The following is a 16,998-nucleotide window of genomic DNA, read 5'->3' as shown; positions in this document are numbered from 1 at the left end:
TTTAATTGTTTTATTTTTCATTTTAAATCTGTTCATCAAAATGAATTGTACTTAATGTAATGAAGCTACTTATACCATTCATGAATTTTACATAAAACCGTGATAAAATAAGAATGATACTACGATGAGAAATGGAAGTTATAGCTATGATTAAACAGATAAATGTTTCTAATATGCAAAAGTTTGAATCTCAATTAATGAAAGCTCAGTCTGAAGGTTATACACATGTCGTTCCATATGCCAATGAGATAATGATTTATCAATCGATGTTAGAAGCTGTTCAATTGCGTCCCACATCAATCGTGGTCGATTATACTATAGATGGTCAATACAAAAATGATTGCCGATATTTCGGACAAAAATCGATTAACTTTGCTGAATGGGCTCAAAACAATAATTATTATCCTAACTTGATATATGCGATTCAACAGACTCTTGATTTAATACATTATTACCCAGTAGAAACGATTTTCGATTTAGCTTTATTGACACTTCTGAAAGGCGATTTATCAATCGATGGTCACGTCATTTTCGATTTCAAAACACCTTTAGCTACAAGTGATTCAATATGGGAAGCTATTAAAACGATTGAAGATTTTGATATGATGTCTCAGTTTTATTTGAATAAAATGGCATATATTGATCATCATCCTATACCTTTCCGCAACCTTTTTATCGAGGATTCAGATCAACTTAATTCACCAGATAATTGGTTGTATTCTACCAAATTCATGCTACCTAAATGGTTATATAAAATGACAAAGCAACGTGCTGATAACAAACGATTGCAACACTTCGGCTTGTATACGAAGCAACCAAATGCTCTAAAAGATCATATCGTTTTTATTGGTGATCATTATCAATATATAGGTAATTCAAAATATTTATTCACCTACTTCGTTAAACATAATCCAATGACTGCCTGTTATTTTGTTACTGACGATCGTCGCGGACCACATTTCATATCACCTAAGTCTGAAGAAGCTGATGAATTAATAAACAGCGCACGTGTAGTTTTAGTTGAAAATGATATACCTGAAAAATTACAACCAAATGGTACTTTAATTCAATTACATCAAGGCACACCAATAATGCAGTTATTTTTAGATAGTAAAGAACCTATTCAAAATTTAGAAATACCTTTTTATCGTGCTAAAAGGTATAATCGCTGGTTGCAATTCGATTATGTTATCCATTCTGCTGATGATATCAGTCATTTTTATGAAACTGCTTTCCCAAGTCATCAAGCAAATATTTTAGCGTACGGTAACGCTAAACAACAGTACTTATCACAAAAGCGCAATGAAATGAAAATCCAACAACAATATAAGAGTTCATTTAAAATAGATGATAGTAAACCAATACTATTATATGCACCTATTGGATTAGTGAGTGCGCAACAATTACCACTATCAGATGCTTTATTCAAAGCCTACCACGTCGTTGTACAAGGTGTTGACGAATCAATATTACCGGAAGAAGTAATCGTCGCACCAGAATATCTTAGTGTTCAAGACTTGATTCTAATGTCAGATATTATTATTACAGATTATTCAAATATAATATTTGATGCGACGGCTATAGACAAAACAGTAGCTTTATATACACCAAATCACAGTCAATATATTGAGGAACAAGGTATTAACGAGGATATTTGGCGCCATCTATCAAAAATTTGGTATACAGACCGACAATTATTAATTAATAATTTAATTTCCCAGGCAATACCTGTTATTAAATATCCTCAAATACAACATAAAGAACAACCATTGGAATCAATTTCACAACTTATATTGTCTAATATGACATCTAATCAATAGCGTTTAAATCCTCAGTGGCTGTGAATGAGGTTTAAAAGTACTATAGAACGCAAACCTTTATACTTTAATATACGCAAAAACGGTAAACCCTAATTCATATTATAGAGTTTACCGTTTTAAATTTTTAACTTGCATCATAATTACATTAACATTATTGTTGGTAGTTTGGATCAGTAACCATTGCTTGACCAGTATAATCAACTGTTACGATTGAATATTTCCCGTTGGCATTTGGATCTTTGAAACTAAATACATATTTATAGTTACCATTATGTTCTTCAATAGAATAATCATTATATACTTTATTATTGCTACCAAATTTATTCGCTTCATTGTTAGCCGCATTTAAAGCTGTTTGAAAATTTGGTAACTGTTGTAATGCTTGTGATTTATTACCATTAAATGGATAAATTTGGCGTGCAACTGGTGCGGCATTTTGTCCATAATATGGTGCAACGTAACTTGATTTTTGGTTATTAGTCGCATGATTGTTGCTAGTTTGATTATTATTTGTTTGGTTTTGATTATTGTTTGTTGCATTTGAATTAGATTGTTGTTGATTATCATTCGTATCGTTGTCTTTGTTTACATCTTTATTATCATCTTTCTTTTCTGTTTTATCTTTTGATGTATCATTAGTTTTTTTATCTTGTTGTTCCGTTTTAGCTTTATCATTTTTTTCTTTGTTGTTATCCTTTTGTTGGTCACTATCTTGACCACATGCCGCTAAAAATAATGACACTGCTAATAAACCTGTAACTAACTTCTTCATACATATCTCCTCCTATAATTCTAATTCATTGAATAAAGCTTGAAATACATATCTACCATGTCTATCATTTCATGGCGCGTTACCAAAGACGTCAACATTAATATGATTTGAATTATCACAATAATCACAACCACAATCTAAGGTTCTTTTTATTATACCCTAATTTTTAATTTTTATTATTTAATTTTTGTGAATTTTATGTTTTTTATGCATTTAATCATTTCCTTTAAATACTTAATCACAAATCTTAAAACTTAATGCACTAATTAAAATCGCAATGCCTTATTTTTGAACTTTTTCAATAAACAACTAGAATTGTAGCTCTTTTTCCATTATTAAATCTGTGTCTGTAACTTCACCTGTTTGAAAATGATGCTCCCCAACTACAGAAAATCCATGGCGCTGATAAAATGCTTGCGCACGAGGATTATGTTCCCATACACCTAGCCAAATTTTATGTTTATCATGTTCTTGTGCAATTTTTTCGGCCAATGCAATCAATTGTGAACCTCTGCCGCCACCTTGAAAGTCTTCCAAAAAATATATGCGCTGCACTTCTAAATAGGTCTCCCCCATTTCTTCAGTTTGAGCACTATTAATATTCATCTTTATATAACCAACATTCGCACCATCTTCTTGATAAAAATAATGAAATGAATCTACATGGTTAATATCTTGTGTAAATTTTTCTACAGTATAATTTTCATTAAAAAACAGTTCGAAATCTTTATCATCATAGTATTCTCCAAATGTAGCGTAAAATGTTTGTTTAGCTAATGTAACTAACTCCAACACATCTTTATCTGTAATTACTTTTACTTCCCCTGTCATACTTTCCCCTCCAACGAGCTTTATGTTATTTTAAAAATGTTTGTTCATGAGTTCATTTTCTAAGCAACTATGTAAAAATACATTAACACAAAGCAATAACAAATTGTATTTATTGTGTGTAACATCAATAAATGATACATTTATTCCAGTAAAATGATCGTATTTGAAAAGAGAAAAAGAGAGGATGTATCGTTGTGGTAGAAACATTTAAAGCATTTGTTATTGATAAGGATGAAAGTGGTAAAGTGACATCAACTTTCAAACAATTGTCTCCTACTGATTTACCTAAAGGAGATGTACTGATTAAAGTACATTACTCTGGTATAAACTATAAAGATGCTTTAGCAACACAAAATCATAATGCAGTCGTAAAATCATATCCTATGATTCCAGGAATAGATTTGGCTGGTACAATTGTTGAATCAGATGTCCCAGGTTATCAACAAGGAGATCAAGTGATTGTAACAAGTTATGACTTAGGTGTCAGCCATTATGGCGGGTTTAGTGAATATGCGCGGGTTAAATCAGAATGGATTATCAAACTTCCTGATACTTTAACATTAGAAGAAGCAATGATTTATGGTACGGCCGGTTATACTGCGGGTTTAGCGATTGAACGACTTGAAAAAGTTGGAATGAACATTGAAGATGGTCCCGTACTCGTTCGTGGTGCTTCAGGCGGTGTTGGCACCTTAGCTGTACTCATGCTTAACGAACTTGGTTATAAAGTTATCGCAAGTACAGGTAAACAAGATGTTAGTAATCAATTACTTGAACTTGGTGCCAAAGAAGTTATCGACCGACTTCCTATTGAAGATGATCATAAAAAACCATTGGCATCATCAACTTGGCAAGCTTGTGTAGATCCAGTCGGTGGTGAAGGTATAAATTATGTTACTAAGCGTTTAAATCATAGTGGCTCAATTGCAGTTATTGGTATGACTGCTGGTAATACTTATACTAACTCTGTATTCCCTCACATTTTAAGAGGTGTAAATATTTTAGGCATCGATTCTGTATTTACAGCCATGAAATTAAGACAACGTGTTTGGCGTCGTCTCGCAAAAGATTTAAAGCCTGAAAATTTACATGAAATTAAGCAAGTGATAACATTTGATGAACTTCCAGAACAACTTAATAAAGTAATTAATCATGAAAATAAAGGTCGCATCGTTATCGATTTCGGTGTAGATAAATAGTATTCGTAAAAAAGACATCCCGTTATGCGAGATGTCTTTTTTAATTTAGTATTTGATATACATACCACCTGAATCTGGTTCCGTATGTATAAAACCAAATTTTGTATATAATTTATCCGCTGGGTAGTCTGCAATCAGACTAACGTATGTACTTTCGACAGATACATTTCTAATATATTTCATAATATGTTCCATAATTAAACTGCCGTAACCTTGACCTTGGTAACTTTTCAAAACTGCAATATCAACAATTTGAAAAACAGTTCCACCATCACCAATCACTCTACCCATACCAATCAATATATCGTTATCATACAAGGTTACTGTAAATAAGGCATTAGGTAGTCCTTTCTCAGCTGCTTCGCGCGTCTTTGGACTCATACCTGCGTTAACCCTTAATGCGCAATAATCCTCGCACGTCGGAATATCATATATCACTTTAACCATCATTTCCCCCACTTTTCATCATACAATATATCAACTCAGTATAAATGTTTATCTACAATAGTCTTATTCGCTTCTTTAAACACTTCATGGTGACTTGAAACATAGCCCTCTGCATTCGCATCCGGTTGAATATAAGTTTTAGCAAGGTTCGCTGCATTTGCACCATCACTAAATGCACTTGCAATTAGATGTGATTTTGCATCATGATAAACAATATCTCCACACGCATAGATACCAGGTATACTTGTTGTCGTATTGCCAAACCCTTTAACACGACAATCATCATGCATGTCTAACTTTGAAGATGTTTCGCTCAATAATGTATTACAGCGATCAAAACCATGACTAATAATGACATCGTCAAATTTAACTGTTTGCGTGTCACCACTTTCAACATGTTCCAAAACGACTTCACTAATATGCGTTTCGTCATCATTACCGACTAAATATTTAATACGTGTTTTCGGGCATAATTTCACATTTAAATCTGTCACCAGAGTTTTCATCGCTTCATGACCACTTACATCCTCTTTTCGATAAACAACTGTCACACTTTTAGCAATCTTAGCAATGTCATGCGCCCAATCTAATGCTGTATTACCTCCACCTGAAATTAAAACATCTTTATCTTTAAAACGTCTGTAACTTTGTACAACATAATGTAAATTAGTTAATTGATATCTTTCTACACCTTTAACATCTAATTGTTTTGGATTAATAATACCTGCACCAATAGCAATGATAACTGCTTTCGACGAATATATTTCTCCCGCTTCTGTTTCGACCTCAAAATGACGTTCAGCCTTTTTCCTAATATCTATCACACGTGCATTCAAATGCACGTCCGGTTTAAAATATAAACCTTGCTTAATTGTATCTTTTAGTATTTCATGACAAGGTTTCGGCGCAATACCGCCAATATCCCAAATAATTTTTTCAGGATAAATTCGCATCTTACCCCCTAATTCAGATTGAACATCTATCAATCTTACAGACATATCTCGCAATCCAGCATAAAAGCTTGCATACAAACCAGACGGACCGCCACCAATGATTGTTACGTCTTTCATTATGTGCCTCCTGTGATTCTCTATATTCATTTCTTTCATTAACGCACTCAAATTGATAATAATTATCATTTAAAACCATTATACTATTAATGCTTGCATTGTTAAAATAAATCGCATAGTTAGCTTTGAAATATCAAAATGATTTCATCACTATAAAAAAACACACCTTCCAAAGCTCCAAACAAAATTGTTTTCTTTGAAAGATGTGTATATTTTCAATTCTAATTATTTTATTTTTTTAAAGACTCATCACGTGGTTCTTTAAGGATTGCTTGTCTTAATAAGAAAAACAGCAATAATAAACCTGCAAGCATACCCGTATGCCCTATACCTGCAAATCCCGCAAATGCTTCTGGAGAATATGATTTACCTGTAACTTGGAAGAATCCTTTAGTCACCATCATACCTATTGTGACGATAACACCTATGTTGTATACATAGAAAAACCAATTGAATAAGTAATAACTTGATAATTTAAATAACTTCTCCAATGGTAATAATATTAAAAACATAAACATACCTAAAATAAGTGTATGTGTGTGTACAAGTGATAATTGAGTTGTACCCGTAAAATCATATGCTTTTGTTAGCTCTCTATAAAAGAAGCCACTGAATAGCCCTATGATCATATAAAAAAGAAATGAATATAATAACCTACGCATTTTGAATCCTCCCTCACCTTTTCATTATATCCGATTATAATGATTATAACAGTGACAAAATCGCGAAGAAATCGTACAACCTTTTCGCTTAACATAATCTATTTCATCCAGTACAACATCGTTTTAAACTAAATAACAATAATAGCTATACAATGACGCTCGCTACAAACGTCTTGTATAGCTATTTTTACATTTATTATATTATGACGGAACTTCAGTACGTTTTGTGCTATGTTTTCTAACAATAGCTGATACTAAACTTGATACAGCACCAAAAATCATAAATCCAATGAACATCCACATTGTACTATTTAATTCAATATGATGATTTAAGTACAATAATTCTCTTATACTTGTTGCATAATGCGTGAATGGATTCCAATCGTATACGTATTTTTGATAACTATCAGGCAACATTTGTTTAGGTAATGTTACAAGCTGCATGCTAAAGAACATTAAAATGAAGAAAATTGGAATTGACTTCATACCTAACCATACCATGACACCTAAAATAAGTCCGACGAACCCTAAAATTGCAAATGCTACAAAGATTGCAATACGATTAGGGTGTCCAAAATCAAATCCTTGTACATCTTGCATGAAGTAAATATAAGCAAAGCTACCCGCAAATGCTGCAATAACTGCGAATATCATTTGACCAACTGATGCAATAATACGATGTTGAATTTTAATATTGTTACTTGTTCTAAATGCAAAGAACAATAAGATAGACGTTACGATTGAACCTATCCAAATCGGCATAAACATTAAGAATGGTGCATTGCCACCTGCTTGGTGATCTTTAACTTTATTAAGTTTTTCGTTATCTACTTTAACAGGGTTTGTTAAATCATTAATGTCTGATGCATTAACTTTAACATTTTGACTTGTTAATGTTTCTAAGCTTTGTTTCGTAATTTGGGCATTAATATTATCACCCATTCCAGTTAATACAGCCGAAGCAACTTGAGAACCTTGTAAGCTTGATCCTTCGCTTACAATTGTCTTAAATTTAGCCTGTTTAACATCGATTTGCTGATTCCCCATTTTTTGTTGCATTTGTTGAACAACTTGTGGTGGAATTTCGCCAGAAGCAACTTTTTGCTTCATTTCTTCTTTTTTACTATCCATAACCACTTTTTGTGTTTTACTCATAGCATCTTTTGAAAAATCTTTATCAATAATAGCTACACCAAAGATTTTTTGATTTTTCAAATCTTTTTCAAGATCTTTCTCACTATCAACCTTAACCCATTTAATTTTATTAGAATCACTATCTAATAATTTATCTTCTAAATTTTTACCAATGTTAATATTTTTATCTTGAATCGTTGTGCCTTTATCCTCATTCAATATACCAATTGGTAAATCTTTTGGTTTGGGGTTGTATGCTGGATAAAAAGCTAAAGAAAAGATAACAAGGATAACCATGGTTGCTATCGGCGCAATCCATAACATTTTATTTTTAAATATATTCATTTTATTTATTACCTCCTTATTAGACAATGTGTTGAATATTTCGCATGTTGTCTATTATAATATGTAGGTGGGAATAAACAATACACAATGTTCATCAATACGTTTATTAATAGACATATCCGCCCACATTGTTGAATAAATTAAGGAGGTTGATTCATTTTTGAAAGAAGATAGGCGAATTAGAAAGACAAAGTCCTCCATCAAACATGCGTTCACAAAATTACTACAAGAAAAAGATTTAGATAAGATTACCATTCGTGACATAACAACTCGCGCTGATATCAATAGAGGAACATTTTACTTACATTATGAAGATAAATATATGTTGCTTGCTGATATGGAAGATGAATATATTTCTGAATTATCAACATATACGCAATTTGATTTGTTACATGGTTCTTCAATTGAAGACATTGCTAATACTTTTGTAAATCGTATACTTAAAAATATTTTTCAACATATTCATGATAATTTAGAGTTTTATCATACTATTTTGCAATTGGAACGTACGAGTCAATTAGAGTTGAAAATCAACGAACATATTAAAGGTAATATGCAACGTTACATTAGTATCGATCATACTATCGGAGGCATTCCAGAGATGTATTTTTATAGTTATGTTTCAGGAGCAACAATTTCAATCATTAAATATTGGGTAATGGACAAACAGCCCATTTCAGTTGATGAATTAGCTAAACATGTGCATAATATTATTTTTAATGGTCCATTAAGAATTATGGCAGAAAACCGTTTGCATAAATCAAACCTTGATTCACTAACATAAGCAATACTTGCTTTTCCTAAATCCTTTAGAAAGGAACTATATATCATGATTACTTCATTCAGACATTCTGAAGATATAGATAAACATATTATAAAAACACCATTAGATCATACAGCGTCATGGATCAATGTAGTAGAACCAGATCGCGAAGAAATTGAAAATCTTATGGAACAATATAATATACCTGAAGATTTTATTCGTGATCCTTTGGACTCAGAAGAAAGTTCACGTATCGAATATGATGAAGATACTGGTTATTCATTGATCATTATTGACTTACCTATTGTCAATTCAACCAATCGTAGTGTACTATCATTCGTGACAATTCCACTAGGTATTATTATTGGTAATGGTCTTATAGTAACTGTTTGCGACGCTGAAAATGAATTTTTAGAAAACTTGCCAAAACGTGATATTAATTTAAAATTTCACAGCAGATTTGCTTTAGAAATTTTAATTACTATTGCCGATCATTATAATCGTAACTTACGACTATTAAACAAAAGTAGAATTCGTATTGAAAAAGAACTAAAAAATAACATTACTAACAAGCAACTTTTCAAATTGATGGAAGTCGAAAAAAGTTTAGTATACTTTTTAGCCGCATTAAAAGGTAATGATACAATTATTAAAAAATTATTCCGATTACCTGCAATTAAACGCTTTGAAGAAGATGAAGAATTACTAGAAGATTTAATCATTGAAAATAACCAAGCCATCGAAACAACTGAGTTACACCAACGTATCCTAGAGAGCATCACAACATCATATGCTTCTTTATTATCTAATGATATGAATACGATTATGAAAACATTAACGTTATTCACAGTATTACTAACGTTACCAACACTCGTATTTAGCTTTTTCGGTATGAATGTACCGTTGCCAATTGACGATCATAGTTATATATCTTGGATTATCGTGGTAGGTATTTCATTAATTCTTGTCGTAATTGTTAGTATTTTCTTATGGCGTAAACAAAAATTATAGCTAAAAATAAAAGGTATGACAGTCTGAAGTATAATGTCTATTGCACTAATTCTAAGTGTAATCGCTTATATTTCCATAACTGTCATACCTTTTTGTTATTCTACAATTTCTCTATTTGATTTTCTTTTCGAAAGTACTAACGTTACTACAACGGCACCTAAAAATGATATCGCCATTCCTATAAAATAGTGTAACCATCCTGCATGTACAGGATTAATTGAAATAAATCCTGGCAATCCAGCAGTACCTAATGCGATTGCTTTTACTTTGAAGAAAGCAATATATGCTGAACCGATTCCTGATCCAACTATAGCACCAATAAATGGATATCTTAGTTTCAAATTAACACCAAACATTGCAGGTTCAGTAATACCAAGTAATGCTGAGATCCCTGAAGCTGATGCTACACCTTTTAATTTTTTGTTTTGTTTTATAATAAAGAATGCTGCAATAGCTGCCCCACCTTGCGCAACGTTAGACATTGTGGCAATCGGGAATATAAATGACCCGCCTGTTTTAGCCGCATCCGCAATAAGTGTTGTTTCTACAGCAATAAAGCTATGATGCATACCTGTAATCACAATTGGCGCATATAATAATCCAAAAATTAATCCACCAATTGCCCCACCGAATTCGTAAAGCCAAGTTAAGCCATCTGATAACCAGTAACCTAATTGTCTAGTGATAGGACCCACAAATGAAAATGTTAAAAATGCTGTTATAAAAATAGATAACAATGGTGTTAATAGATTATCTAACACAGTTGGAATTACCTTACGTAATCCTTTTTCAATTGAAGCTAATACGTAAGCTGCTACAAGCATAGGTAACACTTGACCTTGATAACCTACTTGATTGATGTGGAAACCGAAAACATCCCAATATGGTATTGCCTTGCCTGCTTCAATTGCTTTTGGAAAATCATACGCACTCATTAGTGCTGGATGAACTAGTATCATACCTAATGCAGCACCTAAAAATGGATTTCCGCCAAATCTTTTGGCTGCACTAAATCCAATTAAAATAGGTAACAATGTAAATGGTGCATTGGCAAAAATATTAATCATTTCTGCTAAACCAGCAAATTGACTATATACATCAATTAATGATTTCCCTGCAAAGAATAAATCTTTTGCAGTTAAAATGTTATTTAGTCCCATTAATAAACCACCAGCAACTATGGCAGGAATTATAGGAACGAATATGTCTGACAACATTTTTACAAATTGTTGTAACGGATTCATATTTTTAGCTGATTGGGCTTTTACTTCAGAAGTTGTTGACGCTTCTTTACCCGTTAATTTTTCAAGTTCACTAAATACTTTATTGACTGTACCAGATCCAATTATAATTTGATACTGTCCTCCTGTAGAAAAAGTCCCCTTAACTACATCCATATTATTTAGCGCTTCTTCATTTACTAAACTTTCGTCATTTAACACTAATCGTAATCTTGTCGCACAGTGTGCCATTGCGTCTAAATTTTCTTCTCCACCTATCGCATTTAAAATATCTTCTGCGGATTGTTTATAGTTCATTTATTTAGCCTCCTAATTAGAACCGGTTCCATTACTCTATTTAATTGTAACCGGTTCCAAAATTATTTGCAATACTGTGTTGGTAATTTTTCACATTCACTTATCCCCTTAATGTTAACGCATTCAATAATCTTGCTTTTGCATGTATATGTATATTACATTTGTATTTGGAGGTCGTTTTATGAAAGATCGTGGTTATGTCGAACAGCTTTGGCGCGAAGAAAAGTATCACGTATTATTACACAGTCAACAAAGCTATCAATCAATTAGAAATGCTTTAAAAAAAGACATTTCACTTAATCAATTACAACAAATGATTGATGAAGCATTATTAATTGAGCCAACTATCGGAAGTATTTGTAATGCGTTTGATCATATGTGGGGTTATTTTAAAAAATGCGCTAACGAAGATGAAAAAGAGTATGCTAAATTGCTCAAATCAGATTTTGTTAGCGGAAAGATAGAAAGTGGCGTTGTGTTAGACTTTTTAGCAGATTTAGCTACTAAATACAAAGTACGTTACTTAATTGAGAGTCGTGTTTTGAAGACAAAAAGAAAGAGATAGACATTTGAAACTTTAGTTGTAACGGACAAATAGTAGTCATTGGAGTTCAGCAATTCATACTTTGTACTAAAGTTTACTTTAATCTATCTCTCAAGGTTTTAAATGTACATATCTATATTAAAGTGCGTTTCATGATGTTAGGAAGATATCATACACCTTTAATTAGTTACTGCATAAATCAATTTATATTCTTAATTATTACATTGTTTATATTTTAAATTCGGGGGAGTAATTTTAAGTAATATTTTGTTGCTGCTAATTCTATTGTTAATAAATTGATATTTTGATGTAGAAATTGAGTGTGAAAGTTAATAATAGATGATTTAGCTAGTAACATAATTAATTCATATATAGTCAAAAAGTTCTGTTAGTTACTGTTCTTGATGAATATTCTTTGATGTTAGGTGTTAGCTATTCTAGATGAGTTTCTTAGATGTGGATGCCTGTCTTGATGAAGTTATCTCTGATGTTAATAAAATACTTGATGTTGATTCATAGATGTTAGTGCGATGTCTAGATGCTGATTCTATGTTGTACACTTTCTTGGTGACGTTTCTAGTTGATTATCATTTATCGCATCTCTTGATGGTGAATCTAAGTTGTTTATGCATTTCTAGATGTTAATTCTTCGCTGCTTAAGAATTATCTTGATGGTAAATCTAGTTGTGTCATGCATTTTCTCATGATGAATCTAAGATGTTAATTCATTGTTGTGTGCTAATTCTTGTTGTCTCATTATCTCGATGGTGAATTCTCGTTGTCTAATGCACTTTTCTAATGATTATTCTAATTGTTACGGCAATAACAAGATGGATGTTCTTAGATGTTCACTTTTCTAGATGTTTATACTTATCTTGATGTTTTTCTAAACAGAACTTTTTAAACGCTTTTATTTTGTAGATTGTTTAAAATTTCTTAGTTGATGGTTATTGTTGTTGGTTTGAATAATTTTGTAGCGAATACTTTGTAACAGGGCTACTAAGAATTTTTATAAACAAGAAGTGATTTCAATCGTACTAAATTCTAGCGTTCGATGACTTAAGTGTATGTCAAAACTTAAATAATGGCGATAAAATTTAAGTAATGGGTACATTTAATATTTTTGATTCAAACTTCCATTTTGGTCAACATGCTTTTTTTATAACATAGTTGAATATCAAAAAAATATTAGCATATTACTTCAAAATGGTCATGTATTGTTTTATGAAATACATAGGTTTGAAATCTATATTAATTATGCACCAAATAATTTAATTAGACTCTATCGAAAATTTCCAAAATTTGCTTACTATCTTTCTAATTTTACTTTTATATTGCGCACAATGAATAATAATAAGCGTTTTCATAGTAATTTTCATTATTTTCTTTTATTTTTCACTATTACCTTTTCAAAAATATTCAACTATAATAGTTATACTATCCATGATTTGAAAAATACCATGTTTAAAATTCAAATGATAGATTTCAATATATATTAGGCAGGAGAGAGAAATATGACATGCCAACTTAAAATACACCATACATTATCAACAGTACCAAGTCGTAATATCAATCAAATTATGGTGTTATTTTCACTAACAAGCAAACTTAACATTACGATTAATGGTGAAACCAAAGACGTAAGTAATTATATAATTTTAATCAACCACGGTGATATTTATAATATCAATCACGGTGAAAATATTATCGAATTAAAGATACCAGTTTTTTATTTTTACCAGCACGACGAGGATTTCTTTAACGGTTACTTAGATCGTCACTTGCTACAATCTAGTAACTATATTAAATCTTTAATCGCCGATTTAATAAGTACCCCGACAAGCTCATCATTAATGGGAAAAAATATCGGACAAAGTATTATTGACACTTTACTTAAAGAAGCTTTTATAAAAATCGATCATGAATATTTACCGAATATAGCCTTAAGTAATCCCGTATTTATTGATTGCGTAAATTATATTCATAGTAATATTGATGCACATTTATCTTTAAAAGATATTGCGATGCATTGTAACATTTCAGAATCATATTGTTCAAACTTATTCGTTCGATATTTGAGTATGAACTTTAAAGATTATTTTACAAGTATCAAACTCGTTAATGCCATCAATTTATTACTTTCTACAAAACATTCTATTACAACTGTTTCTGAATTGGCTGGTTTCAACAGTCATACAAATTTTGCTAATCAATTTAAAAATTACTTAAACTCCAGTCCGAAGCAGTTCCGTTCACTCGTTTCCAAAATTACAGAACCACCGCAAATACATTTCCAACAAGATAACGTATCACAGTTTACTGAGTTAATTTCAAAAATTGATTTAACAGCTCAGCTAGCAACAAATACAACAGATATTAATATAGATGATTTTGACCCGAAAGATCGAAGTCAACGCGCAAAAGTATTTGTTCGTTTTAGTAATTTTAATGAACTCTTTCAATTTATTTTCAATGAGTATTATGATATAAACTTTGAACATTTACCAAAGCCCGTCGTTTTTATTGATGATATTCACGATATTGAAGTGAGTCAAACCAATTACAATCTTTTAAATAGATGTTTTGAAAAGCTTTTCGAAAAAAATATAGGCTTAGCCATCGCTATCAAATCGACACAACAATTTGAAACGATGAAACAACTGATTTTAACCTTTTTACAAGGTAACCAAGATTATAAAACAAGCAAAAAACTAGTCAAATTCATGTTGGTATTTTGCTCAAATTCTATGACAGCTGAAGAAATTCATCTATGTCATCTTAAAATTAAAAATAAAAATAAAGAAATCAAGTATAGTGTAACTGTTGATGGATTTTTAGAAACATATTCAACTGTTGAACAAGTTTATGATGTCATGCACCGTCTTAAATTCCATTATTACTTTATTGATATTGAAAATTCAAAAACAGCAGAACAGCTAATTACTAAAAATCAGCACTATCATCAGACTGATACACATTTTGAACAGTACAAAAAATTTATATTAGATTCAGGTATATCATCAACTCAGTTTGTATATAACAATCTGTCAGTAAGTGGTTTTAAATATACTAACGATGGTAAAAATCCAATTCAATTGTCTGACATCGTATATCATTTAATCGCATTATTACGTTATGGTGGCGGAATAAGTTATCAATTATTAGATGATCATTCGAATTATATATCTTTATATAACAAGTATGGCAGTCCCCTTCCATTAATGCATCTATATAAGATGTTCAGACCTTTTGTAAATGAGGATATAGAAATAACAAATAATTATGTATTAAGTCGTAAAGATAATAATTACCACTTCTTATTATTCAATAAAATTAATGATCGTTATATGTCAGATGTAAAACAAGATTTCATTTTTCATAATGAACTACCACAAGATTCATTAATGATTATTAAGACTTTAAATCATGAACATGGTTCAATTCAACATTTGCTGCCAATGAGTGACAAACTTGTCTATATTGAAAAAGAAATATTAGATGAATTAGATAAAACTAATTATCCTAAAACAGAACTTGCCGTCCAGGAAGAATCAGGTAGAACTTTCGAACTTAAGTTGAACCATGATGAAGTAAAATATATTTGCTTCAAACCAAGCTAAAAGAAACTCTCGTGTTTAGCATCTTATATTAGAGGCTATTTATATTGTAAGGAGATGGTATAATATGAGTAAGCAACATGCAATTCAAGCAATAGAAGAGGTTTTATCAACGTCAAAAGTTGGCGTTTTATCAACTGCATTTAATAATAAACCTAATAGTAGATATATGGTTTTCTATAATGACGGACTCACATTGTACACTAAGACAAATATTCATTCAGCTAAGGTAAAAGAAATTAAAGAAAACCCTTCAGCCTATGTATTGTTAGGCTACAACGACACGACAAATCGCAGTTTCGTTGAAATGGAAGCTACGATAGAAGTAGTTACTGATCAAAAAGTAGTAGATTGGTTATGGGAGACTCAAGATAAAAGTTTTTTCAGCTCAAAAGATGATCCAGAACTTTGTGTTTTACAGGTGATACCACAATCTGTTAAATTGATGAATGACAAATCATTAGAAACACCTATCACAATCGATTTATAACATAAAATGTCTATAGGAAATAAGTTTAATGAAGACTAGTTATAACAATGTTAAATACTTAAAGTAACTTGTTATTATTAATGTGTTTAATATCTTTACAATTAAATTTTCAACATATTGTTTTTTAGACACACTTTATTCACATTTAACGTGATTAAGGTGTGTCTTTTTAAATTAATTTTATGTAATATAAATACTGCATTTGCAAACTGTTGCACTTTTAGGTATAACAGAATTAACTACATTTAAGGAGATTGATGAACCATGAAAAAGAAAAAAGGTTTTGGTCTTGGTATTAGTTTAATCGCCATCATGTTAATTGTATGTATTGTATTAGTAATCATGATGATGACTGGTGGAAAGAAAGATACATATTATGGAATTATGAAAGATAATACTACTATTGAAAAAATGATTAGTGAAAAAGATGAAAGTATTGAAAAAAATGTTAAATTACCTTCAGATGCAGATGTTACAGTTAAAAAGGGTGATTTTGTAATTGTTTATAAATTAGCAGATTCAGATAAAATTGTTAAAGTTAAAAAAGTTGACCATGATGACGTTCCTCACGGTTTAATGATGAAAATTCATGACATGGGCAAAATGCATATGAAACATTAATTGTGATTTAAATTATAATTTAAATAGTTTCACGGTAATATAACAGCAAAAGCAGCGGTAAGTTGATTTCGAATTTGAAATCATTTTACTGCTGCTTTTATATATATGAAATACTTCATATTGAATGGCTTTAA

15 protein-coding genes and 1 pseudogene are annotated in these 16,998 nt (G+C 30.9%); 8 read left to right on the top strand and 8 right to left on the bottom strand.

Annotation, left to right across the window (positions count from 1 at the left end; all coding sequences use genetic code 11):
• The first annotated feature begins 146 nt into the window (after nucleotides 1–146).
• Entirely contained in the window at nucleotides 147–1,820 is a 1,674-nt protein-coding gene (locus CD116_RS09895) for a CDP-glycerol glycerophosphotransferase family protein (protein ID WP_078101720.1), read from the top strand.
• A gap of 151 nt (nucleotides 1,821–1,971) precedes the next feature.
• Here CD116_RS09895 and CD116_RS09890 read toward each other — a convergent pair whose 3' ends face one another.
• Nucleotides 1,972–2,592, bottom strand: coding sequence for a hypothetical protein (locus tag CD116_RS09890; RefSeq protein ID WP_047425878.1), 621 nt, complete (start codon nucleotides 2,590–2,592; stop codon nucleotides 1,972–1,974).
• Between the two features lie 309 nt (nucleotides 2,593–2,901).
• Complete coding sequence (locus tag CD116_RS09885; protein ID WP_047549821.1) at nucleotides 2,902–3,423, bottom strand: GNAT family N-acetyltransferase; 522 nt, start codon at nucleotides 3,421–3,423, stop codon at nucleotides 2,902–2,904.
• A gap of 194 nt (nucleotides 3,424–3,617) precedes the next feature.
• Here CD116_RS09885 and CD116_RS09880 point away from each other — a divergent pair, with 194 nt between their 5' ends.
• On the top strand, nucleotides 3,618–4,622 hold the full coding sequence (locus CD116_RS09880) for an oxidoreductase (protein ID WP_047529922.1): 1,005 nt from the start codon (nucleotides 3,618–3,620) through the stop codon (nucleotides 4,620–4,622).
• Nucleotides 4,623–4,667: 45 nt separating this feature from the next.
• Here the strand turns inward: CD116_RS09880 and CD116_RS09875 are convergent, their stop codons facing one another.
• The 5 genes and pseudogenes from CD116_RS09875 to CD116_RS09855 all read right to left on the bottom strand — a co-directional run bounded on the left by CD116_RS09875 (nucleotide 4,668) and on the right by CD116_RS09855 (nucleotide 8,280).
• Nucleotides 4,668–5,069, bottom strand: a complete 402-nt coding sequence (locus CD116_RS09875) for a GNAT family N-acetyltransferase (protein WP_047549825.1) — start codon at nucleotides 5,067–5,069, stop codon at nucleotides 4,668–4,670.
• 35 nt (nucleotides 5,070–5,104) lie between these two features.
• Complete coding sequence (locus CD116_RS09870; protein WP_047549829.1) at nucleotides 5,105–6,139, bottom strand: NAD(P)/FAD-dependent oxidoreductase; 1,035 nt, start codon at nucleotides 6,137–6,139, stop codon at nucleotides 5,105–5,107.
• Nucleotides 6,140–6,152: 13 nt separating this feature from the next.
• Nucleotides 6,153–6,251 (bottom strand): annotated as a pseudogene (locus CD116_RS09865) (hypothetical protein); the annotation flags it as partial.
• A 118-nt stretch (nucleotides 6,252–6,369) separates the two neighbouring features.
• A complete protein-coding gene (locus CD116_RS09860) occupies nucleotides 6,370–6,801 on the bottom strand; it encodes a DUF2871 domain-containing protein (RefSeq protein WP_001253466.1) in 432 nt (143 codons plus the stop codon).
• A gap of 201 nt (nucleotides 6,802–7,002) precedes the next feature.
• Entirely contained in the window at nucleotides 7,003–8,280 is a 1,278-nt protein-coding gene (locus CD116_RS09855) for a YhgE/Pip domain-containing protein (RefSeq protein WP_047529920.1), read from the bottom strand.
• Between the two features lie 160 nt (nucleotides 8,281–8,440).
• On the opposite strand from CD116_RS09855, the gene CD116_RS09850 reads away from it, so the two are divergent.
• Together CD116_RS09850 and CD116_RS09845 are read left to right on the top strand one after the other, a co-directional pair.
• Nucleotides 8,441–9,064, top strand: coding sequence for a TetR/AcrR family transcriptional regulator (locus CD116_RS09850; protein ID WP_047529919.1), 624 nt, complete (start codon nucleotides 8,441–8,443; stop codon nucleotides 9,062–9,064).
• Between the two features lie 45 nt (nucleotides 9,065–9,109).
• Complete coding sequence (locus tag CD116_RS09845) at nucleotides 9,110–10,054, top strand: magnesium transporter CorA family protein (RefSeq protein WP_047425861.1); 945 nt, start codon at nucleotides 9,110–9,112, stop codon at nucleotides 10,052–10,054.
• A gap of 95 nt (nucleotides 10,055–10,149) precedes the next feature.
• On the opposite strand, the gene CD116_RS09840 is transcribed toward CD116_RS09845, so the two are convergent.
• Entirely contained in the window at nucleotides 10,150–11,592 is a 1,443-nt protein-coding gene (locus CD116_RS09840; protein ID WP_047549832.1) for a sucrose-specific PTS transporter subunit IIBC, read from the bottom strand.
• Between the two features lie 181 nt (nucleotides 11,593–11,773).
• Between CD116_RS09840 and CD116_RS09835 the strand changes: the two genes are divergently transcribed.
• From CD116_RS09835 to CD116_RS09820, 4 genes are all read left to right on the top strand, one after another.
• Nucleotides 11,774–12,157 carry a YbgA family protein gene (locus CD116_RS09835; RefSeq protein ID WP_047549835.1) on the top strand — a complete coding sequence of 128 codons (384 nt, stop codon included), beginning with the start codon at nucleotides 11,774–11,776 and terminating at the stop codon, nucleotides 12,155–12,157.
• A gap of 1,493 nt (nucleotides 12,158–13,650) precedes the next feature.
• Nucleotides 13,651–15,756: an AraC family transcriptional regulator Rsp gene (rsp, locus tag CD116_RS09830; RefSeq protein WP_047529917.1), complete on the top strand. Its 2,106-nt coding sequence runs from the start codon at nucleotides 13,651–13,653 to the stop codon at nucleotides 15,754–15,756.
• A gap of 64 nt (nucleotides 15,757–15,820) precedes the next feature.
• Nucleotides 15,821–16,243, top strand: coding sequence for a pyridoxamine 5'-phosphate oxidase family protein (locus tag CD116_RS09825; protein ID WP_047529916.1), 423 nt, complete (start codon nucleotides 15,821–15,823; stop codon nucleotides 16,241–16,243).
• A gap of 264 nt (nucleotides 16,244–16,507) precedes the next feature.
• Complete coding sequence (locus tag CD116_RS09820) at nucleotides 16,508–16,864, top strand: DUF4889 domain-containing protein (protein WP_047425851.1); 357 nt, start codon at nucleotides 16,508–16,510, stop codon at nucleotides 16,862–16,864.
• Nucleotides 16,865–16,998: the final 134 nt, after the last annotated feature.

The sequence above is a fragment of the Staphylococcus schweitzeri genome (assembly GCF_002902405.1).
GTDB classification, from domain to species: Bacteria; Bacillota; Bacilli; order Staphylococcales; family Staphylococcaceae; genus Staphylococcus; species Staphylococcus schweitzeri.
This window is presented reverse-complemented; position numbering and strand designations above follow the sequence as displayed.